At 38.5% G+C, this 26,741-nt stretch carries 26 protein-coding genes; 12 read left to right on the plus strand and 14 right to left on the minus strand.

Going from position 1 to position 26,741, the window contains the following annotated elements:
- Window positions 1-306: 306 nt before the first annotated feature.
- The 6 genes from HII17_RS15130 (at window position 307) to HII17_RS15155 (ending at window position 6,260) form a co-directional block, all read left to right on the plus strand.
- Window positions 307-1,275 (plus strand): flagellin N-terminal helical domain-containing protein, encoded by a 969-nt coding sequence (locus HII17_RS15130; protein WP_169076211.1) that lies wholly within the window; start codon window positions 307-309, stop codon window positions 1,273-1,275.
- 71 nt (window positions 1,276-1,346) lie between these two features.
- Window positions 1,347-1,796 (plus strand): flagellar protein FlaG, encoded by a 450-nt coding sequence (locus HII17_RS15135; RefSeq protein WP_169076212.1) that lies wholly within the window; start codon window positions 1,347-1,349, stop codon window positions 1,794-1,796.
- A gap of 58 nt (window positions 1,797-1,854) precedes the next feature.
- Entirely contained in the window at window positions 1,855-3,273 is a 1,419-nt protein-coding gene (fliD, locus tag HII17_RS15140; protein WP_169076213.1) for a flagellar filament capping protein FliD, read from the plus strand.
- Window positions 3,274-3,285: 12 nt separating this feature from the next.
- Window positions 3,286-3,717, plus strand: coding sequence for a flagellar export chaperone FliS (gene fliS / locus HII17_RS15145; protein ID WP_169076214.1), 432 nt, complete (start codon window positions 3,286-3,288; stop codon window positions 3,715-3,717).
- A gap of 6 nt (window positions 3,718-3,723) precedes the next feature.
- The gene (locus HII17_RS15150; protein ID WP_169076215.1) at window positions 3,724-4,008 is read left to right on the plus strand and encodes a hypothetical protein; all 285 of its coding nucleotides are present in this window, start codon (window positions 3,724-3,726) and stop codon (window positions 4,006-4,008) included.
- A 137-nt stretch (window positions 4,009-4,145) separates the two neighbouring features.
- Window positions 4,146-6,260, plus strand: a complete 2,115-nt coding sequence (locus HII17_RS15155) for a motility associated factor glycosyltransferase family protein (protein WP_169076216.1) — start codon at window positions 4,146-4,148, stop codon at window positions 6,258-6,260.
- Between the two features lie 58 nt (window positions 6,261-6,318).
- On the opposite strand, the gene HII17_RS15160 is transcribed toward HII17_RS15155, so the two are convergent.
- The 13 genes from HII17_RS15160 to pseB all read right to left on the minus strand — a co-directional run bounded on the left by HII17_RS15160 (window position 6,319) and on the right by pseB (window position 18,494).
- The gene (locus tag HII17_RS15160) at window positions 6,319-6,822 is read right to left on the minus strand and encodes a GNAT family N-acetyltransferase (protein WP_169076217.1); all 504 of its coding nucleotides are present in this window, start codon (window positions 6,820-6,822) and stop codon (window positions 6,319-6,321) included.
- Window positions 6,823-6,831: 9 nt separating this feature from the next.
- Complete coding sequence (locus tag HII17_RS15165) at window positions 6,832-7,560, minus strand: WbqC family protein (protein ID WP_169076218.1); 729 nt, start codon at window positions 7,558-7,560, stop codon at window positions 6,832-6,834.
- A gap of 3 nt (window positions 7,561-7,563) precedes the next feature.
- The gene (locus HII17_RS15170) at window positions 7,564-8,193 is read right to left on the minus strand and encodes a class I SAM-dependent methyltransferase (RefSeq protein WP_211185380.1); all 630 of its coding nucleotides are present in this window, start codon (window positions 8,191-8,193) and stop codon (window positions 7,564-7,566) included.
- Window positions 8,193-9,134 (minus strand): DegT/DnrJ/EryC1/StrS family aminotransferase, encoded by a 942-nt coding sequence (locus HII17_RS15175; RefSeq protein ID WP_328824551.1) that lies wholly within the window; start codon window positions 9,132-9,134, stop codon window positions 8,193-8,195. The genes HII17_RS15170 and HII17_RS15175 overlap by 1 nt, the downstream gene beginning before the upstream one ends.
- On the minus strand, window positions 9,134-9,805 hold the full coding sequence (locus HII17_RS15180; RefSeq protein ID WP_169076219.1) for a class I SAM-dependent methyltransferase: 672 nt from the start codon (window positions 9,803-9,805) through the stop codon (window positions 9,134-9,136). The genes HII17_RS15175 and HII17_RS15180 overlap by 1 nt, the downstream gene beginning before the upstream one ends.
- The gene (locus HII17_RS15185; protein ID WP_169076220.1) at window positions 9,802-10,779 is read right to left on the minus strand and encodes a hypothetical protein; all 978 of its coding nucleotides are present in this window, start codon (window positions 10,777-10,779) and stop codon (window positions 9,802-9,804) included. The genes HII17_RS15180 and HII17_RS15185 overlap by 4 nt, the downstream gene beginning before the upstream one ends.
- Window positions 10,780-10,784: 5 nt before the next feature.
- Window positions 10,785-12,173, minus strand: a complete 1,389-nt coding sequence (locus HII17_RS15190; protein WP_169076221.1) for an NAD(P)/FAD-dependent oxidoreductase — start codon at window positions 12,171-12,173, stop codon at window positions 10,785-10,787.
- 24 nt (window positions 12,174-12,197) lie between these two features.
- Entirely contained in the window at window positions 12,198-13,244 is a 1,047-nt protein-coding gene (gene pseI / locus HII17_RS15195; RefSeq protein ID WP_169076222.1) for a pseudaminic acid synthase, read from the minus strand.
- Window positions 13,245-13,252: 8 nt separating this feature from the next.
- Window positions 13,253-14,029 carry a cytidylyltransferase domain-containing protein gene (locus tag HII17_RS15200; RefSeq protein WP_169076223.1) on the minus strand — a complete coding sequence of 259 codons (777 nt, stop codon included), beginning with the start codon at window positions 14,027-14,029 and terminating at the stop codon, window positions 13,253-13,255.
- A 10-nt stretch (window positions 14,030-14,039) separates the two neighbouring features.
- Window positions 14,040-15,362: an aminotransferase class III-fold pyridoxal phosphate-dependent enzyme gene (locus tag HII17_RS15205; protein ID WP_169076224.1), complete on the minus strand. Its 1,323-nt coding sequence runs from the start codon at window positions 15,360-15,362 to the stop codon at window positions 14,040-14,042.
- Between the two features lie 107 nt (window positions 15,363-15,469).
- Complete coding sequence (locus HII17_RS15210) at window positions 15,470-16,321, minus strand: aldo/keto reductase (protein ID WP_169076225.1); 852 nt, start codon at window positions 16,319-16,321, stop codon at window positions 15,470-15,472.
- Window positions 16,318-17,496, minus strand: a complete 1,179-nt coding sequence (gene pseC, locus HII17_RS15215) for a UDP-4-amino-4,6-dideoxy-N-acetyl-beta-L-altrosamine transaminase (RefSeq protein WP_169076226.1) — start codon at window positions 17,494-17,496, stop codon at window positions 16,318-16,320. Before pseC ends, HII17_RS15210 begins: the two co-directional genes overlap by 4 nt.
- The gene (gene pseB, locus HII17_RS15220) at window positions 17,493-18,494 is read right to left on the minus strand and encodes a UDP-N-acetylglucosamine 4,6-dehydratase (inverting) (RefSeq protein ID WP_169076227.1); all 1,002 of its coding nucleotides are present in this window, start codon (window positions 18,492-18,494) and stop codon (window positions 17,493-17,495) included. Before pseB ends, pseC begins: the two co-directional genes overlap by 4 nt.
- A gap of 271 nt (window positions 18,495-18,765) precedes the next feature.
- Between pseB and HII17_RS15225 the strand changes: the two genes are divergently transcribed.
- Window positions 18,766-20,235 carry a sigma-54 dependent transcriptional regulator gene (locus HII17_RS15225; protein WP_169076228.1) on the plus strand — a complete coding sequence of 490 codons (1,470 nt, stop codon included), beginning with the start codon at window positions 18,766-18,768 and terminating at the stop codon, window positions 20,233-20,235.
- 96 nt (window positions 20,236-20,331) lie between these two features.
- On the opposite strand, the gene HII17_RS15230 is transcribed toward HII17_RS15225, so the two are convergent.
- Window positions 20,332-20,622 carry a hypothetical protein gene (locus HII17_RS15230; protein ID WP_169076229.1) on the minus strand — a complete coding sequence of 97 codons (291 nt, stop codon included), beginning with the start codon at window positions 20,620-20,622 and terminating at the stop codon, window positions 20,332-20,334.
- A gap of 276 nt (window positions 20,623-20,898) precedes the next feature.
- On the opposite strand from HII17_RS15230, the gene HII17_RS15235 reads away from it, so the two are divergent.
- From HII17_RS15235 to fliG, 5 genes are all read left to right on the plus strand, one after another.
- The gene (locus tag HII17_RS15235; RefSeq protein WP_169076230.1) at window positions 20,899-22,080 is read left to right on the plus strand and encodes a sensor histidine kinase; all 1,182 of its coding nucleotides are present in this window, start codon (window positions 20,899-20,901) and stop codon (window positions 22,078-22,080) included.
- On the plus strand, window positions 22,073-23,413 hold the full coding sequence (locus tag HII17_RS15240) for a sigma-54-dependent transcriptional regulator (protein ID WP_169076231.1): 1,341 nt from the start codon (window positions 22,073-22,075) through the stop codon (window positions 23,411-23,413). The genes HII17_RS15235 and HII17_RS15240 overlap by 8 nt, the downstream gene beginning before the upstream one ends.
- Window positions 23,414-23,586: 173 nt before the next feature.
- Window positions 23,587-23,910, plus strand: coding sequence for a flagellar hook-basal body complex protein FliE (gene fliE, locus HII17_RS15245; protein WP_169076232.1), 324 nt, complete (start codon window positions 23,587-23,589; stop codon window positions 23,908-23,910).
- Between the two features lie 72 nt (window positions 23,911-23,982).
- Window positions 23,983-25,677 (plus strand): flagellar basal-body MS-ring/collar protein FliF, encoded by a 1,695-nt coding sequence (gene fliF, locus HII17_RS15250; protein ID WP_169076337.1) that lies wholly within the window; start codon window positions 23,983-23,985, stop codon window positions 25,675-25,677.
- On the plus strand, window positions 25,670-26,719 hold the full coding sequence (gene fliG / locus HII17_RS15255; RefSeq protein WP_169076233.1) for a flagellar motor switch protein FliG: 1,050 nt from the start codon (window positions 25,670-25,672) through the stop codon (window positions 26,717-26,719). Before fliF ends, fliG begins: the two co-directional genes overlap by 8 nt.
- Window positions 26,720-26,741 lie beyond the last annotated feature (22 nt).

Genomic DNA, 26,741 nt, shown 5'->3' on the forward strand with positions numbered 1-26,741 from the left:
TACGGATGAAAGAGTGCTGTTGTTTGTTTATTATACCGAGTCATACTCTCGACTCAAAATAAAAGGGAAGACTTAGTCTTCCCTTTTTCCTCATACAGCAAAAATTCCATTTTATACTTACGGTTGTTAAATTTATAAATTGTTTAAAATCAATGGGTAACAAATTAATTTAAAATAATTTTAAAAAAGTCTTAAGTTTTCTCAAGTATTGTCGATATCAATTGTTAGAGAACATTTCTCGCTCGGATTTCACTTAATTAGGGGTAATTAAAGTGTTATTCGATTAAAAATATAAGTGGAGGCTGTATGGCTTTATATGTAAATACTAATGTGAGTTCACTAAATGCTCAGCGTCAGTTAAATAACTCTGGTAGTGCGTTAGACAACTCATTCAAAAGATTGTCGTCAGGTCTACGTATCAATAGTGCGTCTGACGATGCAGCGGGTATGCAGATTGCAAACCGTCTTGGTAGTCAGATCAATGGTTTAAATCAAGGTAACCGAAATGCAAATGACGGTATTTCTTTGGCGCAAACTGCTGAAGGTGCGATGGATGAAGTTACCCAAATGTTCCAACGTGTCAGAACTTTGGCGCAACAGGCATCTAACGGTTCAAATACTGATGAAGATCGCTTAGCACTTCAAGAAGAAATTCGTGCGCTTGCAGAAGAAGTTAACCGTGTTGCTTCTGATACAACTTTCGGTGGTCAAAACCTATTAGATGGTACATACAAAGCAGCTTTCCAAGTTGGTGCTGATGCTAACCAAGTAATTGGTTTTAGTATGCAAGATGTAGGTGGTACTGCAGCAATCAATCGTATGACTGCAAATGGCGGTTTTACCCTTTCAGGTATTGCTGGCATCGCAAGTGCGGTAACAGGTAATTCGTTATCTACATTAGCAGCAGGTATCTCAAACAACTTCACGTCGACTCAGAATGACGGTACTTTTGTCAGTCGCTTCGTGGCATCTACAATTAGTGTATCGACACAAGATAATGCACAGTTCGTTCTTGCTGGTATGGATTCATTGATTGCTGTTGTTGATAAGAAGCGTGCGGAATTAGGTGCGGTTCAAAACCGATTCCAATCAACGATTCGTAACCAATCGAATATTTCTGAAAATCTATCAGCAGCAAAATCTCGTATCAGAGATGCTGACTTTGCGGCAGAGACAGCGGCATTAACTAGAAATCAGATCTTGCAACAAGCAAGCTCTAGTATTCTAAGCCAAGCAAACCAACGTCCTCAATTAGCTTTAAGTTTATTAGGTTAGTAAGTTTGCCTTAATAGGCTAATATTAAATTATTAGCCTATTTGCTTTACCACTAAGTTGAAGGAGGCGATATGGCAATTGACCAAATTCGTGATAATGGTTTATTAGCGAAAACTAATGTCGAACCATTATCTAGCACTGTTGGCGCTAATATTGCTAAAGAACAGAAAGAGACGGAATTAAATAAGTCTGTTGAATCTGTTGAGGTTGTTTCTTCATTGAAAAAGCAAATGGAAGAACAGACCGCAGAGCAAATTAACGAGCAGCAAGATAAAGAATCGGAAAAGTCAGTTTCTGAAGTGATCGAATTTCTTAACAAAGAAATGCCAATGGTGAAAACTAGTTTAGTATTTGAATTTGATGAACTAAATGAGCCACCGATTGTGAAAGTAATTGACCAAAGTAACGGTGAAACGATTCGAGAGATACCTCCTAAATATTTGAAAGAGGTGACAACATCATTGCAAGACGTGGCAACTAACTTGTCAAATTCTGGAGTGTTGTTTGATAAAAAAGCTTAATATGCGATAGTTTGTTCACTATCGCTATTGTTGTTTAGCATTTTAAAGGTAACTAGGTATGGCTACAATTACATCAGCAGGTGTTGGTTCAGGTTTAGATTTAGAAGCTATAATTCAAGCTACCTTGGACGCGGAAAACTTACCTAAGTTACAGAAATTTCAAGAAAAGGAACAAACACTTAGCTTTGAACTTTCTGCCATTGGCGCAATAAAATCCAGCCTTTCATCATTAGATGACACTATTGAAAAGTTAGCTGATATTGAAAATTTCAATAAAAGAACTTCAACAGTAACTCAACCCGCCTCAGGAGATTTAATCTCAGTCTCGGCTTCAGCTGACTCAACACCGGGTGATTTTGACATAGAAGTCATGCAACTTGCTCAAGGAAGTAGGGCAGTTTCTAGTCCTGGGCTTTTCACGGCTCCCGAAGATGTTATTAGTGCTACTGGCGGTAACTTAACATTTGAGGCGGGGGCAAAGTCGTTTTCAGTAAATGTTGCTGCTGGAGCAACCCTAGAAGAAATACGCCAAGCGATTAATGACTCAAATGATAATTTTGGCGTCAGTGTTAATATTATTAATACAGGTACGGAAGCAAAGTTAGTCATTACCTCTGATGAAACTGGCACTGGCAATGATTTAATTATCAGTAATGATAACGCTGAGCTTGATAATATCTCTACGCATAAATTCGGTGAAGTGACGACAGGGCCTGGAACAGGTGGTTTGGCGATTGCAGTAGCAGACCAAGCGCAAGATGCTATTATTGAAGTTGATGGTATTTCAATTTCCAGCGAATCCAATACATTTAAAGATGCTATCCAAGACAGTACGATAACTGTGCTAAAAGAAAGTGTTGATAATGAAACTGCTCGTTTATCGATTGATGTAGATAAAGGTTCCGTAGAAGAAACCATCGGGGAATTCATCACTGCATTTAATAATGTGATGCAAACTATTGATTATCATACGCAAATTGGTGCGCCGTTAAATGGTGACTCATCTATGCGTGGCCTTAAAAATCAATTGATTCAGACTTTATCCAATACCGTGACTGGTGCAGGCGGATACGAAACATTGTTTGATGTTGGTTTGGGGTTGAACAAAGAAGGTAATTTAGAAAAATCATCATTGGTAAGAAGTTTATCTGATGCGCTTTCTGAAAATTACGATGATGTTGGCGCGGTATTTGCTGGAACTGATGGTATAGCCACTAGCTTTGCCGGTGTATTAGACAATTACCTGGAAAGTGATGGGGCATTTCAGTTTAGGCAAGATGCGTTAAACGCAGACTTAAAGCAATTAGAGAACGATAGAGAGAATCATACATACCGTATGGAACAACTTGAAGTTACCTTACGTGAGAAATACTCTGCTCTGGATGTATTAATTGCAAATATGCAGTCACAGAGTAGTTATTTAGCTGCGCAACTGGCGAATCTGCCTGGTTTTACAAGACCAAGCTCTAGTAGTTAATAGGGGATTATAATGGCGAACATCAATTTAAGACATTATCAGAAAGAAGCAACGAAAACTCAGTTAGCTAGTGCAGATCCTTATGTCATCACACAAATGCTAATGGCCGGCGTATTAGACAGTTTGGCTTTAGCAAAGGGGGCATTAGCTCGAAATGACTTTGAGAATAAAAGCAAAGCAATATCAAAGGCTTCTAATATAATTGACGCGCTGCGTAGTAGTCTAGATTTTAAAGCTGGTGGCGAGGTTTGTGATAACTTGAATGCTCTGTATGAATATATGCAAGGCAGATTGGCGGATGCATCAGTTGATAAAGACACTATAGCGATTGACGAAGTAGCTTCGTTGTTTAAGGAAATTAAAGAAGGTTGGGACAGCATTCCTGTAGAAGCTAGACAAGAAGCTGAAACTCAACGTAAACAATCTATGGCTAATGCCATTTAGTTAACGATGGAAAAAATTCTTAAAAGTTATCAAGTATGCCAAGCTGCAATCAAGGAAGAAGATTTTGCCAAGGCAGTAAGTGAAATGGCTATACTTGATAAAACTTTACGAGAATTTTTTTCTACGAATAGTGAAACCATTTCTAAAGAACAATTCAATTCACTTCAAGAAATTCATCAATTTCTTGAAGCCCAAACAATAGCTCTACAGCAAGTGAAGTCTGAAGTTGAACAAGAGCTCAATGCCTTTTCCAAAGGTAAGCAAATGAAAAAAGCTTACAATCAAGTTTAAATCAAATTGTTCTGGCGCGATTATTGATAAGTTTATTATAAACGTCTAATTCTTGACGGTATTATTTGATAGATATTCACCTACATACAGTTTAGGTTAGTATGTAGGTGCTTAACATAAATTATGAGTAGTTAATTGTGGAACCATTAGATCAAGATATTCAGCGTGCTGAAGAGCAAATAGCTAAAATGCAGGCGCAGGCTGAACGTGAAAGTAAATTTGCAGACGAAGCTAATGCTAGATTTGAAGAAAATATTTTGACATTTAAGCATTACTTCCCTGATATATACGAAAAGTTTGTTCACTTTACACCATCAGAAAAATTTCAATTGTTGGTCAATGAGGATGGTTCTGGAAATTTAATTGATTATGCTACAGGCGTACCTATTTATAGTGAACAACCTATAGAACAAGCGAAACAACAAGTTCAGAATAATTTCGAAAACCCTATTTTAAGCCATAACAATTATTCCAACTTGGAATACATACAAAACGAAACTGGATTTATCCATTGTGATCTTATGGTAGATGTCGGACGTCAATATAATAAAACTCGACAATCATTATCTGTGAATCGAAAAGTCGCAGACAAAATTCCAAGTGTGATGATTTTTGGTGTTGGTCTAGGGTATCACCTGCAAGAAATTCAGAATAAAACGACCTCTTCGTATATTACGATTTTTGAGCCTAACGAGGACTATTTTTACGCTAGCTTGTTTTGTTTTGATTGGGCTAGGTACTTAAAGGAGGTAGACGAGTCTCAGGCGTTTCTATACTTATGTATTGGCGACTCTGAAGAAGAGATATATCAAACTTTATATCAGCGTGTTCAAGACGTTGGGCCTTATAGTGTAATCAACTCGTTTTTTTATCAACACTACCCTTCTGTTGATATGGATAGAATGATTCAAGAAGTTAAACATAACTTTCACCAATTCTTTATGGGCTGGGGATTTTTTGACGATGCTGTAATGAGTATTGCACACACGGTTGCTGTCGCAGAAAAGAATCCTGCAATAACCACTATGAAGCGTGATGCTTTACCTTTGAATTATGCTAATCAGCCTGTATTTATTGTTGCGAATGGCCCGTCGCTTGATGACGATATCGAACGCTTAAAAGTGTTAAAGGAGCAGGCGATTATTGTTGCGTGTAACTCTGCAACAACCGCATTGCTAAATCATGGGATTATTCCTGATTTTCACGTTGCGCTAGAAAGAACTAAATCGACAGCTGACTTTTTAAAAGCTTTTATAAAACCTTCTCAGCGGCAAAAAATTAATTTACTGGTGCTTAATGTAATGTATCCAGAGGTTATTGATTTATTCGGATGGACCGGGGTTGGCATGAAAGGTCACGAAGCTGGCACGATGATCTATCAATTAGCAGAATTCGTCTCCAAACGAGGTGTTACCCCAACATTAGGTTATTCAAATCCATTGGTTGGTAATACGGCGTTAAGTTTCTTTTGTAATTTTGGCTTTAAAGATATTTATTTATTTGGCTTGGATAAAGGTTACATAAGTAAAGAGAAGCACCATTCAACGTCGAGTTACTATTACGAAGAAGATGGTAAGGAAAAGTATGAGCCTATTAAAATGGGTGAAGAGTTCGAGGTTGAAGGGAATTTCGTAGAAAAGGTTATCACTGAACCATTTTTGTATACTGGCAAAGAGCAAGTTGAACGCTTATTGATGTCCGGACAAGGTCAAGGAACAACAGTATACAATTGCAGCAATGGGGTTAAATTAGAAGGTAGTATTCCGCTTCGTTCTCAACATATTTTGCTACCAGAAGTAGAGTTAGAAAAGAAAACTGTAATCGATTATGTAAAAGAAAATTGTTTCAGTCACCAAGAACAAGAGTTTGATTTAACAGAGTTTCTGGGTTTTGATGAATTTGAAGATATCTGTAAAACGATGGTTTCAATTCTTGATAAATCTACAACTTGTCGCGAAGAAGCAATAAAGCCACTCCTTCAACATTTAAACTATTTGAATTCATTTAAAAATGAGCCTAAATACACACATCTGTTCTTATTATTGCAAGGTGAAGCTTGGTATGTGTGTTCAGTACTCATTGCAACGCTATATAACTTTGGTGATAGTGAAGAGGTTATGCCGTATTATCAAGATGCATTGAATATCTGGATTGATTTCTTACGCAAAGCGCCAGATTACTATCGAGAGCGCTGGGATAGACTGAGTGATTACTCATTTGAGTATGACTACATGGCAACGGATGATGAATAACTAATTAAACAAAAAAGAGCCGAAAGGCTCTTTTTTATGGTTATTTTTAATGGTTAATTTATATCGTTATTATCATCTCTATTGCATCATCATCAAATTGATAATAGCCGTTAGTTTTTACTTTAAAACCAACTTTTTCATACGCTTTAATAGCGGGTATGTTGGACTTTTCAACACCTAGATTAATGACGTTAGCTTTTAAGTTTTCTCTAACAAGAGGAAAGCTTGCTTGCAAAACTTCTCCTGCCACACCTTTTCCATGCCAATTGGTATCACCAATTAATATTCCCATCGTAGCGACGGTAGGGTGATTGTTCATTGACTCGTATTTTATATTACCAATGTGCAGTTTTTGCTCTTGAGTGAAAATTCCTAAAAATAGGCAATTAGGGTTTTGATAATTAATTTCAATATAATCTGCTAGTTCAGTTAATTCTTGCTGGCAGTGTTCAATGTACTTAGCCGTATCTTGGTTGTTAAGCCATGATAGGTAAACTAGGCTAGCGTCTTTAGGTGTTAACTCTTTTAAAATAAATCGTTCGCTGTCGATGGATTGTGCCATTTCAATTCCTTAACTAATCAATTTACCGCGATCGCTACCTGATCGTATTAATTTAATTGACTGCTCAAAACCACAATTAAAAAGCAGATCAATTGCAGCTAAGTGACTGTCGAAATCACCATATAGCTGAGTATATGTTGGGTGAGTAAAGCTCTGATAGCTTAGCGTGATACCCGCTTTCGATACGGCGCCGCCAGGTGATTCTTTTTCTAAGTAATCTGCTGAGCCAACTGGCGACAAATAATGGCTGATGCCAAGCTGCTGACAAATACTCACTAAACGCTCATCCTTAACACCGCTTATTTCATTCAATTCTGACGATAAAACAAACTCGGTGTTAATACCTAAACGGTGACTAATTGCCTTGATTATCTTGGTATTTAAGCTTGACAGTTGGCTTTCAGGTTGATTAATCAAATCTTCTAAGAATGGAAAAACCTCTTTAAAGAAAGGGGCTTTCTGATAGCAAGCAACGAGTGTTTTTAAATGCTTTTTTCGCCATGGAGCATGGCTTGATATTGGTGTTTTATTTATCTTAGCCTCCATACGGCCTTTAGGCGTCGACACAGGCACCGTTAACATAATTTCACCGTTAGCAGATTTTACTCTATTACGGGTTTGCCAACTGCTTTTTTCCAGTTTTACATCATCAAGAAAAACAAAGATATCCACACTATCGATTAAATCAAAATAGCCACACCAAGGTAAATACGTTGGCTGCATAATGGCACCTAACATGAATTATTCCTTGTTTGGCTGTTTGTGTAAGAATATTGTGTATTCATAAGGAACCGAGCCTTCTTTTACTAGGTAGTCATGCTTAAGTGTAACGTTCAAAGTGAGCTCTTTTTTACAAAAATCAAACACTTCTAATGGGTTTGAGTAGTAAAGGTCTTCTGCAAAGAAATCAACATAGGTTGACATGGCATTAAAGCCTACTCCTTTTTCACATGCTGCAAACATTTTGCGTAAGCAGCTATATAAAAACTGCTCGCTATCATCGGTTTTATTGTTAAACACGCCACTTAACAAAATGTAGTCATATCCTGAAGGCACGCGTTGCTTATTAATATCAAACACTTGAAATTTGGCTTTTGGGTGGTCAACAAATTTTTCATTAGCTAAAGTGACAAAGTCCTCTACAAAGTCTAAGCCTAAATACTCACCTTCATAGCCTTGTGAAAGCAAAAAGCTATACATATCACCTAAGCCACAACCAATATCAATAATTGAATTTAATTTAGTATCTATGCCGGTTAACACTTCAAAGCGTTTAAATTGAGATTCCGTACTGACGTGCTGCACGGCTTCTACACTAGGACCATGCTGTTTTAATAATGTTTTGTAGTGCTGTTTTAAATCGTTGATCATCAGGCATGCTCATTAATAAAGTTGATGGTGGCCAACATTTTTTCTTGGTCTGTTTCTGGTCGTATAAAGATATTTATTACTTGCTCACTGACTTTTTGAGCGTTTGGTAAAAAGCCTTCTGTCTTGAGTAATTGTAGTGATTTATAGTGGCAAGTAATTAAAATATCGTTATTTTTAGCTTTCGCGATAAATTCATCGCGATCGCTTTGAATAAGTAAAGGGTAACGCCAGTATAGGACATCACTATTATACTCAGCTTTAACTAATGATGGGTTTGTTAATTTCTCTTGGCATGTTTTGGCGTGTTCTTGTCGTTTCGCAATATAATCATCGAGTTTGTCCAGTTCGTTTTTTAATTGACCTAGTAAGGAAGGGGAATCGTTGTAGCGAAAAAATTCGTTTTGATTTAAAAATTCTTGAGCTCTTTTTTTCAATTTTTCATTGTTGGTTAATAGGGCTCCGCCATATTGGCAGGCGATAACTTTATCGTAACCAAAACTAACGATAGAAATATCTCCGAAGCTGCCTAGTGCTTTATTTTTAAAGCTTCCACCCATTGCCAAACATGCATCCTCAATTAACAAGAGACCTTGTGATTTACAATAATCTACTAGCTTGTCAATTTCACAATAATGACCGTAACCATGCACAGCAACAACAGCGGCTGATTGTTTAGTTACTACTGCTTTAACTTCTGCCGTGTTCATGGAAAAGTTTGTTAAAGACACATCGGCCAAAACTGGTGAATAGCCTGCCATTTGAATAGCAAACAATACTGCAGGGCAACAGATAGCTGGCATTATAACTTCTGCACCATTTGGTATATCTAAAGCTTTTAATGCGGCTATCAATGCAGCACTACCTGAACTCGTCATTAGAGCCGAATCGCGCTGACATAAAGTGGCAATTTCTTGGCTGAGTGAGTGCATTTCTGCCGACATTAACAAGTGATCCTTAAGTCTTTACGGTAATGACGAAGGGGAAAACTCTCGGGTTGTTCGAGTATTTCTATTTTACTCACTTTATCATTAAAGTAATTTTGTAAAAAAACTAAGTCGCAAAATGTCCACTCTGAATAGCGATGAATATGCGGTATTTTTTGTTCATAATCTAAATTACTACCAGACTTTATTGCTTGTTCAAATTCGGCGTCGAGTAAATCTCCGATCAAAATAACGCCGCCTTTTTCTGTGACGCGGATCATTTCTTCAATAGCTTTAATTACATAGGTTTGATCAGGGAAGTAATGGAAAATGCTGTAACACAGTAGCCTTGAAAACGTTTTGTCGCTAAACGGCAGATGATCAGCTTGACCAGTTTGAAAGTGAGCATCTGGTAGTACTTTTTTCGCTTGTGTAATCATGGCATCGGCATAATCAATACCATATAGCTCTTTAGCATAGCTTGCTAATTCTGATAAAATTAGTGCGTTACCGCAGCCTAAATCTAACAGCCTGTTTATTGGCACTGTTAATTGCAGCTTGTCTTTTATATCTGTTACTAACTCTTGCCAAGTTTGTTCATCGATTGGTCGACCTACTTGCGCTTTTAAATCTTGAGCGGCTTCCACTTGCTGTTGCCACTCTTTCTGTTTAGTAGTAAATGACGTCATTTCGCCGCCTTTAATATTGCTTGTGCCAGCCGCTTAGGAGACTGGCTTGTAAATGTTTGCCTTGATTGCTCAATTAGTTGATTATGCTCTGCCAAGTTCAAAATATTTGCTAATTTCTTTGCAATCAGCTTAGGTGTTTTTTCTAACTGTTCTGTGAGTCCTAAATCATAGCTTAAACCATAGTTGGCAAATATTTCACTATCTTGTTTTTGTCCAAGATTTTGCGAAATACAGGCATTAGGAATTGCACAAAAGCTAGCTTCATATTTTGCTAAACCACCACCATTAATAAAAAAGTCTGCCTGTTGGTAGTAGGCTTCTATATCGGGTGTAAGTGGTAAAGTGGTGAGTTCGTTATGCTGGCAAAGGTAGTTATCTGAATGTTGATTATCGTTAGTTAGCCAATAAATATTCTTTCCATGTACCGCAGTGTCGATAAGTTTTATTAGTTTCTCACCAGCTGAAGAATTATCACTACCGCCAATAAATACGAGTATATTGTTTAATTGATAGCCTTTTTTGGCTAGGTTGCTTTCTCTAATATTTATTAGTGCTTGTTTAAAAGGGTAATAGCTTACTCCTAAGGCACTAGCCTGTGCTTTATACGGATGATTATCAAACCCTAATCGAAAGTTTACCACTAAATCCAATGCTGATAAGTCAAACTCATCGAAGTCATCGATTTTTATAACCCCTTTAGCTTGTTGACGAAATTCATTTATTTCGGCTTGGTTCAAGTGGTAGTTATCAAGCACTAAATTGGCATTAGCTAACATTTTGTTCACAAACTTTGGTAGATGATCATAGTGATAACTGCTTAGCAATTGCTTAGCAAAATCATGATAATCACCAACGAAGGTTATTTGTGATTCAGGCGCTTCTGTCTTGATTGCTAAGGCTATTTGTAGACATCGGCTTAGATGCCCTAAGCCAGTCTGTGTATTAGCGTGACAATGAAATACAAAAGCAGCCATAGATATTAGCTCGAAAATTTCTCATTGATGCCATGATATGCGGCGGTTAGTACGTCAGCATGGAACCATTGTTTACCGCTAAAACGACCCGAAACCATGACGTTTTCAAAGCTATTCGTAAGCTTTTCATAGTTTTCTACTGTAGCTTGTGCAAATTCAAATGTAGGTACAGGAAAGGTGTTGTGGATAGTCTGTCTCATTTGGCTAATCACTTTAGTATTTTCTGGTACTAATGCCATTTCTTTCACTTCTTGCAATACCATTTCTGCGGTAATGCTTTCAGCTTCATCTGGTGATGAAAGTACTTCCACACTTATGTTGTTAGCATTATCTGTTATATTTTTAAATAAGTTGGGGTAAAGCGTAATACGGAAAGACTTATGAGTACCATGCCAATTCCATAAAAAATGTGAAGTTTGATCGTTAAGTGGCTGATCAAAGTTAAAATAGAATATGTTTGCCGTTCTAAAATCAGCTTTGCACATTGAACTTTCCATACCCGCTGCTTTTAATGCAAACGCTGGTGGGGCACTCCAATAAAGAAAGTCACATGGTATTGTTTGTTGGCTTTTGCCTAAGGTTACTTGGCTGATACGATTATTGCTATGCTCTATGTGATTGATAAAGTCATCAGTAATAAACTCGACACCCTTAGCCTTAGCTTGCGAAACTAGATGCTCTACCCAATACTCAATGCCTTTGTCTTTCGCTAAAGGATAGTAATATTTTGGCTCTACTACACCTAACTCAATAAGCTTTTCTTGATAGTCTTTTGCTGTGTGATAACTTAACTTTTGATCGAAAACTGGTATTTCTTTCAGCGCTTTACTGCTTTTTTCACCTAACGCTAATACTCGGGTCAGCCCAAAATAATTTACTGATGAATTGCGCTGCAGTTGGGTGCCATCAACATCACTGCCGTATAATTTTTGCACGATAGGGGCGATTACTTGCTCAGTGATTGTATCGCCTAAGCTTTCTCTCAAATAATCGACGATGTTTTCAGCATCACTTTCTTGTTCGTTGGCCATTAACTCAGCTACCGCTTGATTATATAAGCCTTTAGGCAAGTTACGAATATCGACACTTTGATTAGCTAAGTTCCACTTACCATTGAAAAAACTGCCAGTTTTTAATGTGGCTAATTTGTGCCAGTGTTTATCTAATTCTGACGACTGACCAAACAAAATATTATCAATTTCATCAATACCTGTGGTGTTAGGGATATGTGTGCCTTGATCGTAAACCACACCCGCATCATCTTTCACTGACTTTAATAAGCCGCCACAACTTTTTGCAGACTCGACAATCGTTACTTTTTGGCATTTATCTGCGAGTAATATCGCTGAAAATAAGCCACATAATCCACCACCGACTACGACACAATTATTCATAACATTTACCTTTTTTAATGGATGCTAGTTTTCAACCATATCTAGGCTGAATCTATCACCAAATGATAAGTCTTTAATCGCTCGCTTTCCTATTACCCCATGTAGGTATTTAGGGTGAAGCCCGTAGCTGGGTCTGACAGATTTTACATTGTCTAAAGTAATTTCTTCACCGGCTTTTATATCTTGAGCTACATATAATGAGCGCTTGGCAAGCATGTTCTTCTGGGAAGCCGGCGAAATGCTGTAATCAACTTTACCTATTGCGGCTTCAACGGTTCTTACATCTTTTACTAGTTGAGTAAATTCATCCGGTGTTAAAGAGAAAAAATCATCCACGGATTCACCGTCTCGAGATAAGACAAAGTGCTTTTCAATTATTTTTGCACCCATTGCCACCGCAGCGATAGCGACACTGTTTCCTAGTGTATGGTCTGAAATACCGGCTAAACAATTAAACTCACTTGCTAGCGCAGGTATCGTTTTCAAATTGATATCTTCTGGTGGAGCAGGGTAAGCGGTTGTACATTTTAAAAAGGCATACTCAGTACAACCATTTTCTTGCAAGGTTTGAGTGGCAAGTTCTATATCTTCTTTTGTCGCTAATCCTGTTGAAACAATAACAGGTTTACCTGTTTGCGCGACTTTTGCAATTAATGGGATGTCAGAAATTTCTGGTGATGCTATTTTATATGCTGGGCAATTTAACTCGACGAGCAGTTCAACAGCAGACAAATCAAAAGGGGCCGAGAATACATCAATGCCAATTTTTTTACCTTCATCAAACAAAGCTTGGTGCCACTCCCAAGGTGTATAAGCTTTTTCATATAAAGCGTATAAATTCTGATGTTCTTCCCAAGGATTATCAGATGGAAGTCTAAAGTCTTCTTTATCGGAATTTAAGGTAATGGTGTCTGCACGATAAGTTTGCAGTTTAACCGCATTTGCACCACATGCCTTAGCTGCATGAATGATTTCAATTGCTTTATTAAAATCGCCACAGTGATTTGCCGACATCTCAGCGATGATGTAACAAGGTGAATTTTGATTAATATTTGTTTGGTTTATTTTCATCTGTCATCTCAATTGGCATTGTTGGTTGAGTCAGCGGCCAATGATATTTGTAAGCCTTCATTGCGAGTAATATGGCTGTTTAATGCCATGACACTTGGGTTTTCATCTAAGAACTTTTTGATATCAAGATACAGGCAATGCTCAAAGTTATATTGAAAATGTGATGCAATCGCTTCAACAACCTCGAAATCTTCTGCATTATCGACGGTAAATCGATATTTACTGTCATCTATTTGATTATCCAGTTCGACAATTTTAAAATTTTTTGGGTGGCTATATACATATAAAGTAACATGTTCAAGCTCTGACGCTTTTTGTGCGTTAGCTTCTGTTTTAAGTAGCGCTTCAGCGGAAATAACTTCACAATCAACCCCTTCGGCAAAACGTTCAGATAAGTATGCATAGTCAGCGTTATTGTCAAAATAAGAGTTTATTAGTCGATCGCAAATATCTGCGCAAAGTAGCGGAGAATCTCCGGTAATTCGCACAATGTCGGTGGCAGCGGTTTGCTTGGCTGCTTTGACAAAACGATTTAACACATTGTCTTCACTTCCTCTAATAACATCAAATCCTAAAGACGTTATATAGGAAACTAGTTCGTCATTATTTTCATCGTCAGAGGTCGCTAGTACGATTTGATCAATCATTTGACTTTGCTTAAGGCGAGTAAACAAATGTCCAATTAGCGGCTTATCAAGCAAAGGCTTCATCACTTTCCCTGGCAGGCGCGACGAACCCATACGAGCTTGAACAATTGCAACAATGTGTCTTGGTTTATTGCTCATTTCAACACTCTTAATTTAATCGTTGAAACCCACTATGACAAACAGGTCCATCTAATAGTTGGTCAAGTTGTTGTTTGTCTAGTGCTTGTTTTATTTCGTCGAATACTACTTCTGCATGCTCAAGATATAAGTCTGCTTTAGGCTTGTCATGTGCGGCAGAAACGTAAATAACATTGCTCGCTAAAAAGCCACGCTTTAACATTTCTTGAGTAAAGATGGTTTTAACTTTTAACGCTTCTTCAGTAAAGGCAAGGATTAGTACAGGGTCAACACCTATAACTTTAAGTGGGAAATTTGTCTTTTTAGCGATTCGTTCTAACCCATTTTTAATGTACTGACCAGTTTGCTTTATTAGTTCTATAGTATTGTCTCGCTCCATGATCTCTAGCGTTTTCAAAGCCGCGACAAAACCAACGCGCTCTGTCCAATATGAACTGGAAATAAAGGATTCTTGAGCTGCTTCCATGATATGTTTCTTACCAATTACGGCACCGATAGGGTGGCCATTGCCTAGAGCTTTTCCTAAAACACAAATATCTGGTTCAATATCCCACAGAAGATGTGAGCCGCCAATGTTTAACCTAAAGCCAGAAGATATTTCATCAAACACTAATACAATACTATGCTCATCACAAAGCTGTCTGATGCGCTTAATAAATTTCATGTCTGGCTCACTGTGGCGCCATATTTCCATTACGACAACACCCAATTCATCTTTATGCTTGGCGACGATATCTTCAAATGCTTCAATGTCTCCGTCGTTAAAAGGTAAAACGGTACCATTTAGCCTGTGTGGCACACCGGATGGTGTAAGCCCTGGTAATAGTTGTTCATCGAGGTTTTTATCGTCATTTAAATTTGTAGCTAAATACCAATCATGCCATCCGTGGTAGCCACAAAAAGCCACTTTATCCTTGCGTGAATATGATCTGGCAACACGAACGGCTATTGAGCAGCTTTCGCCGCCTGTACGTGCAAATCGTGCACTTTGTGCCCAAGGGTGAAGTTCGATAAGCTTTTCTGCTAATTTAACTTCTTCAAAACAGTTTAAGCTAGTCATACTGCCTTCTTGAATGGCTTGGCAAACAGCGTCACTAATTTCAGCATGGGCATAACCTAAAGGACAGGTGCCAATACCCATAATACTCATATCTATATAGTGGTTTTCATCCAAATCCCAAATTTCACAACCTTTAGCTTTTTTATAATAAGCTGGCCAATTTTCGGGTAAAAACATCTCGGCACGTTTTGATAAAAGCTGATTGCCACCTGGAATGAGTGTTTTCGCTTTTTGCCAGAGTTTACTACCTGAGTTCTTGGAGATATCTCGCATGTTTACCTCAATCTGCTACTGGCTTGAAATTTAATTTTCCGCCCTGTAGGCATGTTTTTCATCTATCGCACTATTGATACTTTTTTAAAGCAAAATATATGCAAGTTTTACCATTTACTTGGATTTAAGATGGTTTCATCATCAATGGCTAATTCAGATAAATCAATATTTAAAGATTTAGCTGTGTGATATGCGGCTAAGTTTTCTTCTAATTGCGCTTTTGACACGCACCCAATAATAATTTTGTCAACTGAAGGGTTATTGGCAAAAGGCGCCATAATCAATGCAAGTTTTGAAGTTTTATATTGCAGGCTAAGTCGTTCAAGCAGTGCCAATTTGGGGGATAGCCTTTGTAATATATCCGGTACGTTGCGTTGAGATAAGAACACCGCACCTTGTAAAAATATTGAGCGTATATGTAGCTCTACATTTTTTTCTTGAATAAACGAGATAAATTGCTCGTCAAAAATACGTTGATCAAAAATACTCGCAGGTAATTGGATCATATCTAGTGGGTACTGGTTTAGTAACTCGATAGCTTCAGCTGGTGAATATACTGAGCAACCTATTTTATTAGTCATTCCTGCAGTTTTTAACGCTGCTAATGCCTGATAATGTGCGAGTCCATTTTCTTTTAGCAATATGCTGCCATGATGTACTGAAATGGCTTCAAAGGATTTAATGTTTAAATCTTTTATAGATTGTTCGGCTTCTTCTATATATCTGTCAGGTGGACATTCAGGGCTTATTTTACCTAGATAATTAAATAGTCTAGGGCTTTGGTAGTTACCTAATATTTTTTCACTATCACCGTAGCTTGACGCAGTGTCGATAGCAGTGATGCCCGCTTGCCAAGCACTATCTAATAATTGATAAACTTCACTGGTGCTTACTTTTCCTGTGGTATTGGAAATACCATAGTCTAAGCCGAATTGAACACTACCTAATGCAAGCTTCATAAACTCTCTCGAATAACCTTTAAGATTTTATCTTGCTCTTGAAGCGATAAACTTGGGTGCAATGGCAAAGTAATTGCGCTTTCATAGTAGGATTGAGCATTAGGGAAGTCGCTTGGCTTAAAACCTAATTCCCTGTAGTAAGGTTGATTGCAAATAGGGATATAATGAACGTTAACTCCAATACCATTGGCACGCAGTTGATTAAAAACAGTTAATCGTTTTTCTGGTTTGTTTAACTGAATAACAAATAAGTGGTAGGCCGAATAACATTCGTTAGAAGGGGTAATTGAGTGAAGTTCTTTGGATAAAACCCTATCTTTGGCAATTTTTTCTAAGTATGAATCTGCAAGCTTATTACGACGAGCAACGAAGTCAATCAGTTTAGATAATTGATTAACTCCAAGTGCCGCATGTAATTCACTCATTCTATAATTAAAACCCAGTGTCTGTTGTTCATAGTACCAAGCTTGATTACTGTGCTCTGGTGCTAGGTTTTCTCGCGTAACGCCGTGGCTTACAAAGAGCCTCATTTTGTTGTACAAGCTTTCATCGCTGGTAAGGGCCATGCCACCTTCGGCACTGGTTATTATTTTGACTGGATGGAAGCTAAAGATACTGATGTCGCAATATTGGCAATTGCCGATAGGCCTATCTTTATATTGGCCACCAATACCATGAGAGGCATCTTCTATAATTTTGAATTGGTATTTTTTTGCAAGTTTATCAATTGCCTCCATGTCACAGCTATGGCCAGCTAAATGAACAGGAATAACCACTTTTGGTAAATTGTTGCTTTGTTTGGCAATAGCTAGTTTTCTGGATAGCGCTTTTACAGACATTAGGCCTGTATTAGACTCTACGTCAACAAAATCGACATCCGCTCCGCAATATAACGCGCAATTACTCGAAGCGACAAATGATATAGGAGAAGTCCAAACTACGTCGCCTTTTGTCACACCTAAGGCTAAGCAAGCAATATGTAATGCAGAAGTAGCACTATTGGCAGCACAAGCATACTTAACTTGACTATGCTGGGCGACAAGTTGTTCAAATAAAGGAACTTTCGGCCCTTGAGTGAGAAAGTCTGAAGTTAAGACATCGACAACTGCGTCAATATCTTCTTGGCAAATGTGTTGTTTGCCATAGGGGATATATGGGCCTTTCTCTTGGCTCAAAGAACGAATTCCTTATTCATTTCGTGGATTTCTTCTACTGTTAAAAAATGCTCATTATTTAGAGAGTTATATTCAAACCCGTGGGCGACCGGAGTGCCTTTTTCATTAAGGGCATTAGTATCAAAAGTATTTGTTCGAGAGCTAAACTTAATCGCTGGCGCTATAACGAAATGGTCGCTGTATTGGTACGTATCATACGAAAGTTCACCAGGGCACATTACTTCGTGCATTTTTTCACCTGGTCTTATACCGACAATTTTTACCGGCAGGTTAGGCGCGATTGCTTTTGCTAGGTCTACTATATTAATTGAAGGGATTTTAGGTACGAATATTTCGCCACCTAACATACGCTCAAAGTTTTTGAGGACAAAATCTACACCTTGCTGCAGCGTTATCCAAAATCGAGTCATGTCTGCATGAGTAACGGGAATATGATCTGCACCTTCTTTTACAAGTTTTTCGAAAAAGGGGACAACCGAGCCTCTTGAACCAACAACGTTGCCGTATCGAACAACTGAAAACAGCGACTTATGACCGCCACTCATGTTATTCGCTGCGACAAATAATTTATCGGAAGCTAACTTGGTTGCTCCGTATAAGTTAACCGGGTTTGCGGCCTTGTCCGTTGATAGTGCAATCACTTTTTCTACATTATTGGCTAAGGCTGCTCGAATAACGTTTTCAGCACCTGTAATGTTAGTCTTAATACATTCAGTTGGGTTGTATTCAGCGGCTGGTACTTGCTTTAATGCTGCGGCATGAATAACAAAATCAACACCATTCATCGCTTGTATCATACGTTCTTTATCTCGAACATCTCCAAGAAAGTAACGCATACAGTCATCATTATATACTTGCTGCATTTCAAACTGTTTTAATTCGTCACGCGAATAGATGATAATTTTTTTCGGTTTGTATCGTTCTAGTAAAGTCTTTACGTAAAGTTTACCAAATGAGCCTGTACCACCTGTTATCAGAATACTCTTACCATTAAACATTTAAGCCACCTACTTTTACTAAATCGCGTAACCAACAAGTTTTTGACACCAAGTTGATACCCAGCTTGTATATTTGGATTAGGCAAATTATGTGCCTACTCAGATCTTCATACAAGAACAATCTAGCGAAATGTGGAAAAATACTTAAGTTTCAAATAATAAGTAGAATCATTCGTCAATTTATTGACTGACATGTCAATTTTTTGTTGCTTATTTTTGTCTGCTAGTTAGAATCAAATCATAATTATTATAAGTAGTGGTTTAACTTATTATGCATGGTCAAAAGCATATTTTAGTTGTTGATAATGATGCAGTAAGGCGTCACCAATTAGAAACGGTATTAGCCTTTGTTGGTGAACATTTTGAATCATGCAATGAAGAGGAGCTTGCTTCTTCATTCAAAGGAATAGACAACCTACTAACCGTTATTTTTACTGGCAATATATCTGAGCAAGCCGAAGAGCTGATCCGTGCTAACCCGTCTTACCCTTTTATATTGCACGATGTAGTGGATCAACACGCCGTCGAAAATTGTGCAAATGTTATTGGTGATTTATCTGTGCCGCTAAATTATGCGCAGCTAACAGAAATTGTTCATCACTGTCATCAGTACCACAATAAACTACCAAATAAAAATCAAAAATCGGCAGGACATACTAAGTTATTTAGATCCTTAGTTGGTGTTAGTAAGCCTATGCAGCAAGTTCGGTTTTTAATCGAACAGGTAGCGACAACTGCCGCAAATGTACTTATTCTCGGTGAGTCAGGTACCGGTAAAGAAGTCGTTGCTCGCAATATTCATAATTTATCAGATCGTGCCAAAGCACCATTTGTACCGGTAAACTGCGGTGCTATTCCAGGTGAGTTACTTGAAAGTGAATTATTTGGTCATGAAAAAGGTGCCTTTACTGGTGCTATTTCAACACGTAAAGGTCGATTTGAATTGGCGGAAGGCGGTACGCTGTTTTTAGATGAAATTGGTGATATGCCACAACCAATGCAGGTGAAATTACTGCGTGTTTTGCAAGAGCGTACATTTGAACGTGTTGGTGGCTCAAAAAGTATTAAAGCCAATGTTCGTATTGTCGCAGCAACCCATCAACATCTCGAAGATATGATCAAGTCTGGTGATTTCCGTGAAGATTTGTTTTATCGCCTTAATGTGTTTCCTATCGAAACCCCAGCATTAAGAGAGCGAAAAGAAGATGTTCCTTTGCTATTACAGGAATTAGTGTCACGTTTTGAAGCAGAGCAAAATCAAAGTGTTCGCTTTACAGAAAAAGCTATTGAATCACTGATGGAGCATCCTTGGGCTGGCAATGTTCGAGAGCTTTCAAATCTGATAGAACGTATGATCATCATGTATGGTGAGCAAGTAGTTAATGTCAGCGAGTTACCAGCCAAATACCAACATATTGATGTTGAAGAGTATGAGCCAGAATACCCTGAAGAATTGCAAGAAAGAGAAGCAATTAATGAACTATTTGCTGGCTTTGATTATGAGGAAGAAGATGAAGAGCACAGTGGAGATAGCTCGTTAGAAAATGAAGGTTCTAGTGCTGGAATATTACCAAGTGACGGCCTTAACCTGAAAGAGCACTTGGCAGAATTGGAAATCTCTTTAATTAGTCAGGCGTTAGAAAAAACTGAAGGTGTGGTGGCGCGATCAGCAGAATTGTTAGGTATGCGCAGAACTACACTGGTTGAAAAAATGAAAAAATATAACTTATCTAAAGATTAGTAGAATAGATAAAGCCTAAGTTTCTAATCAAATTAAATATCATCGCCTATATTGATAAACACAGCTAATTCAATATAGGCGATGTTAATAGCCATGCTAAGCAGCCTGCATTGGCGCACGCACAATAGCTCCTGCAAGACCTTTTTGAGATGCTTCATCATACGCATACATCAACATATCATTGGTAATTTCATTAGCGTCTTGCAGTGTTTCTGTACCGACGATCTCGATATGGTCTAGTCCTCGTTCAGTAAAATACTGCTCAATTTGGTCTAGCTGCGACATTAAGTCTTTATTTTTACTAAACATATAAAATTCATGACGATTGCCACGTTTAAACCACTTATTTGAGCGTTGGCACTCAGCAGTACCATTAAATAGCAACATATATAACCCCTGTCTTCGATAGTTTAATAGCGTAAATAGCGCTTTTTATGCCATTGTAATAATGCAGGGTTTAAGCCAAAGCTTTATCTTGTTGATTTATAAAAAGAATAAATGTTGTGAAGTTGTTTTTCTTCATGAAAGCTTTTATTAAAGTGATAAAGACAATAAATTGACAATACGAAATTTTATCTCATAACTGGCTGTAAAATATAAAGAATATCTAGGTGGCATATAAAGTGCAGTGGTCTGTGTGATTAAGCAATAGAGTGTAGCATTATGACATTAGCTTTTAATTCAGCCACTGAACAAACTAATTTTGCAGCAGACGCCTTTAGTCAGGCCAGTTTTGCATTCGAAAACCATGACGATAACTTACAAAAGGAATCTTTTGTCGGAGAGTTAGCGTTGTTGCGTCAGCAAAGTAGTCAATTAAATCACTTAATTGATGTGATGCCAACTGGCGTCGTTATTCTCGATGGCAATGGCATAGTGGTTAAAATTAATAATTTTGCTAGTCAGCTTTTAGACGAACCTATACTCGGCCAACCTTGGTTTGATGTGATCAAACGTTCGTTCAAACCTCGTGCCGATGATTGGCATGAAGTGTCATTAAAAGATGGGCGCAGAGTAAAACTAGAAATCACCACGTTAGGTAATCAACCTGGTCAGCTAATTATGATCACTGACCTAACGGAAACTCGATTGCTACAAGATAAATTAGGACAATTACAACGTCTATCATCGCTTGGCCGTATGGTGTCGAAGTTGGCTCACCAAATTCGTACGCCTTTATCTGCAGCTATGTTATACGGCGCAAACCTATCAAATGAAAATTTGGCAGAAACCGCTAAATCTAATTTTCAAGAAAAATTAATGTCGAGACTAACCGATCTAGAACAACAAGTTAACGATATGTTGTTGTTTGCTAAAAGTGGTAATCAGCAAGTAGTCAATACGTTAAATGTTAATGAATTAGTCGAAAAGTCTGTGGCCGCTATGGAAGCGTTAGTTTCTAAATCAAATAGCAAAGTGATAACGGATTTAACAAAAAGTCATTGCCAAGTGCTAGGAAATGAAAGCGCGTTATGTGGTGCGATTCAAAATCTAATTCATAACAGCTTAGAAGTAATTAAACAAAAAGCCCTTATCACAATTACCGTTGAAGCCCATGGTCAATATGTCTACATCAGTGTTAGGGATAATGGACAGGGCATTGAGAAGGGGTTAGCGGACAAAATTTTTGAACCATTTTTCACCTCTCGAGCGCATGGTACAGGTTTAGGATTAGCTGTCGTAAAATCGGTTGCCACTGCTCACCAAGGGGATGTGAAGCTAATTAGTGGCCCAGAAGAGGGCGCTAATTTCTGTATTAAATTACCTCTACTCGCTGGCGGTAATGTTAGCACCAGTCAAACCGTTGATATTACTCAACAGTTAAAGGAGGTAGCTCATGGTTAATAGTAAAATATTAGTTGTAGAAGATGATGCAGGTCTGCGTGAAGCTTTAATAGATACATTACAATTGGCAGGTTATCAAACCGTTGAAGCTGACTCTGGTGAACAAGCGATCTTGCAATTAAAAAATCACGCGATAGATTTGGTGGTTAGTGATGTACAAATGGGCGGCATGTCAGGACTGTCGCTGCTTAAAAGTATAAAAACACAACAAGCGACTATGCCGGTGTTATTGATGACTGCATATGGCACGATAGACGACGCAGTACAAGCAATGAAAGACGGTGCTTGTAATTACATGGCAAAACCTTTCGCACCAGAAGTACTCCTTAATATGGTGAGCCAATATATTCCTATTACGGTAACTAATAAAAGTGAGCCGATCGTTGCTGATACTCGAAGTATTGAATTATTGGCACTTGCTCGAAAAGTTGCCTCAACTGATGCGTCAGTTATGGTGCTCGGGCCAAGCGGTTCGGGTAAAGAGGTATTAGCACAATATGTACATAATCAGTCTAATCGAAAAGATGAACCGTTTATTGCAATTAATTGTGCTGCGATCCCAGAGAACATGTTAGAAGCGACTTTATTCGGTTATGAGAAAGGCGCGTTTACCGGTGCTATTTCTGCTTGCCCAGGTAAGTTTGAACAAGCTCAAGGAGGCACTATCTTGCTTGATGAAATCACTGAGATGGATTTAGGATTGCAAGCAAAAATTCTCCGCGTTTTGCAAGAGCGAGAAGTTGAACGTTTAGGCGGTCGGAAAACAATAGACCTCAAAGTCCGAGTTATTGCAACGAGTAATCGAGATTTAAAAGAAGCCGTGCGTGAAGGTGCTTTCCGTGAAGATTTATATTATCGCTTAAATGTATTCCCACTAAATTGGTTACCTCTAGCAGATCGCCGCGATGACATCATTCCGTTAGCTAAACATTTAGCTGGCATTCATAGCCAACAAAATGGCCAAGCAATGCCAGAGTTTACGGCTAGTGCCCGTAGCAAAATGTTAGCTTATCAATGGCCTGGTAATGTGAGGGAACTTGATAATGTTATTCAAAGAGCGTTGATTTTACACAATGATGGTCAAATCGATAGTGGTGATATATTAATAGAAAATTTCGATACGCAGATTCAAGTATCAAGTGAAAGCGAATCGATAAAAGAAGAACGACTCGGCAATGAGCTTAAGCAACAAGAACATCAAATTATCCTTGATACATTACAAGCTTGTCAGGGAAGCCGTAAAGCCGTCGCTGAGCGACTAGGTATTAGTCCAAGAACACTACGTTATAAAATCGCTAAAATGCGCGATAGTGGTATTGAAATACCCGCATAAAATTCCACCAGTCATATCAGGTTTCTTCCATCGCCTGATATGACAACTTCATTTATTTACTATAATTATCAGTCACCTATGGTGGTTGGTAATTCTTTTTATTCATTGGCACCAAGCTTGCTTTATCTAGGTTACTAGGCTGAACAACAGTTTTTTGACAGAGGTAATTCGTCATGGACATTAAAACCAATTCATTACTTGCACAAATGCAATCCATGTCAGTGGAAGCAACCGGCAATCGCGCATTGCCTATGGAGCAAGTCAATTCCTCGTCATCTGATTTTGGCAATATTTTTAAACAAGCCATCAATACAGTAAATGAAATTCAACAAGATGCTGGCGCCAAGCGCACAGCATTTGAAATGGGTGACGACAAGGTTACGCTTGCCGAAACCATGATAGCAGCGCAGAAAGCGAGTGTTGCATTTGATGCAACCGTGCAGGTTCGCAACAAATTCGTTGAAGCCTACAAAGAAATCATGAGCATGCCAGTATGATGCTTTTTAGTATCGAGCGATTGAATAACGAATTAGTGGAGAAGTAGCGTGGCTGATAATAGTTCAACGGCAATGGCAACAACAGATGGTGCCGATTTAATTGTCAACGATAGTGACAACGATATTGTAGAAGAGCAAAAATCTGGCTTTGCTGCTAACTTGGGTAATGTTGACGTATTAAGACAACTTACATTGATTATGGCATTGGCGATTTGTTTAGCAATAGCGGTTTTTGTCATCATGTGGGCGAATCAACCAGAGTTTCGGATGCTAGCTAAATTACCAACTCAGCAGCTGATCGAAACGATGGATTTTCTTGACGCTAACCAAGTGGAGTATAGCCAGGAAAACAATACAATTTCAGTTCGTGCTGATGAATATCAAAACGTTAAATTGCTTTTGGCACGCGAAGGTTTAACTGATGCGCCTGAAGAAGGCACAAGCATCATCATGCAAGATATGGGCTTTGGTGTTAGCCAACGTTTAGAAAGTGAGCGTCTTAAACATAGTCGTGAAAAGCAATTAGCAAATACTATCGAGCAATTACAGTCTATTCAGCGGGCAAAAGTGTTATTGGCAATTCCACGTGAAAATGTTTTTGCTCGCAAGCAAAAAACACCATCAGCGACAGTTGTGTTAAGCATGGCACGTGGTCGAGTGTTATCGGAAGAAGAAGTCGATTCAGTTGTTGATATCATCGCCTCAGCAGTACAAGGCATGTCGCCAAATCGAGTTACTGTTACAGATCAAAATGGTCGCCTATTAAATTCAGGTAGCCAAGACTCAATCTCTTCTCGTTCACGTAAAGAGTTTGAAATTGAACAAAAACGTGAAAAAGAATATATGGATAAGATTGATACTATTCTTATCCCTGTCGTTGGTTTAGGTAACTACACAGCGCAAGTCGACGTAACGATGGATTTTACTAACACTGAAGAAACTGCGCGTCGTTACAACCCCGATTTACCTGCGTTGCGCAGCGAAATGAAGGTTGAAGATAGCACGATAGGTGGTGCGTTAGGTGGTATTCCTGGTGCCTTAACTAATCAGCCGCCATTAGAGTCAGATATTCCTGAAAATGCTACTGGCAACAATAATCAAAAAGTCATGCCATCACGCAAGCATTCAGAATCTACCAAGAACTATGAATTAGATGAATCGATTAGCTATACCAAACAACAAACGGGAGTTATTCGACGTATTAGTGTATCAGTAGCACTTGACTACCTAAATTCAACTAATGCTGAAGGTGAAACGTCACAAGCCCCACGTTCAGTAGCAGAACTAGCTAATATTCGCCGTCTATTACAAGGAAGCATTGGCTTTGATATGCAACGTGGTGATACCTTAGAAGTGGTCACATTACCGTTCTCTAGAGTAGACCTAGGCGAAGAAGAAGTTTTACCGGTCTATCAACAACCTTGGTTTATGCAAACGTTAAAACTCGTGATGGGTGCTTTGGTGATTATCGTTCTAATATTAGCGGTAGTTCGCCCAATGCTGAAACGTTTAATCTACCCAGAACAAACACCGGCAGACTATGGTGATAAGTCACTAGATACGCATGTTGACCTAGGTGATGAGACCATGGATATGCTAACATCAGACTTCGATGCCGGTGCCGTAGGTTTTGCACCTGATGGTAGCCTACAGTTACCAGATTTACATCGAGATGAAGATGTCCTTAAAGCTGTTCGCGCTCTTGTAGCAAATGAGCCTGAATTGTCCTCTCAAGTAGTGAAAAGTTGGTTAAGCGAAGATGAGTGATGAAAACCAAGAATTAGCGGCAATGCCGGCTGGCTTTGATGTTGAAAAGCTAGACGGTGTTGAAAAAGCATCAATCTTATTATTAAGTTTATCTGAAGAAGATGCTGCGCAAATATTAAAACACTTAGAGCCTAAACAGGTTCAACAAGTGGGTATGATCATGGCGGCGATGGAAGATTTCACGCAAGAAAAAATCACTGCCGTTCATAAGTTGTTTATTAATGAAATTCAAAACTTCTCAACAATTGGTTTCCAAAGTGAAGAGTTTGTACGTAAAGCGTTAACAGCAGCACTTGGTGAAGATAAAGCCGGTAACCTGATTGATCAAATTGTTATGGGCGGTGGTGCTAAAGGTCTAGATTCATTGAAGTGGATGGACTCGAAGCAAGTAGCCAATATTATTCGAAACGAGCATCCGCAAATTCAGACTATCGTTATGTCGTATTTGGAGCCAGAGCAATCTGCTGAAATTCTGAGTCAATTTTCTGAAAAAGTGCGTTTAGACTTAATGATGCGTATTGCGAATTTGGAAGAAGTTCAGCCCGCAGCATTACAAGAGTTAAATGAAATTATGGAAAAACAATTTGCCGGTCAAGCTGGTGCACAAGCTGCGAAAATGGGTGGCTTGAAAGCTGCTGCTGATATCATGAACTACCTAGACACTAATGTTGAAGGCATGTTGATGGACTCAATTCGTGAACATGATGAAGAAATGAGTCAGCAGATTCAAGACTTAATGTTTGTCTTTGAAAACTTAGCAGATGTCGATGATCGTGGAATCCAGGCTATCTTGAAAGAAGTGCAACAAGATGCACTAATGAAAGCCATTAAAGGCGCAGATGAAGCCCTTAAAGAAAAAATCTTATCGAACATGTCGAAACGTGCAGCAGAAATGTTGGCTGATGATCTTGAAGCGATGGGGCCTGTGCGTATTAGTGAGGTAGAAGCGGCACAGAAAGAAATTCTTTCTGTGGCTCGTCGATTATCTGACGCTGGTGAAATTATGCTTGGCGGCGGTGGCGGCGGTGAAGAATTCTTATAACGGGTTAATAAACTAAGTTTGT

The sequence above is a fragment of the Thalassotalea algicola genome (genome assembly GCF_012932965.1).
Lineage (GTDB): Bacteria > Pseudomonadota > Gammaproteobacteria > Enterobacterales > Alteromonadaceae > Thalassotalea_F > Thalassotalea_F algicola.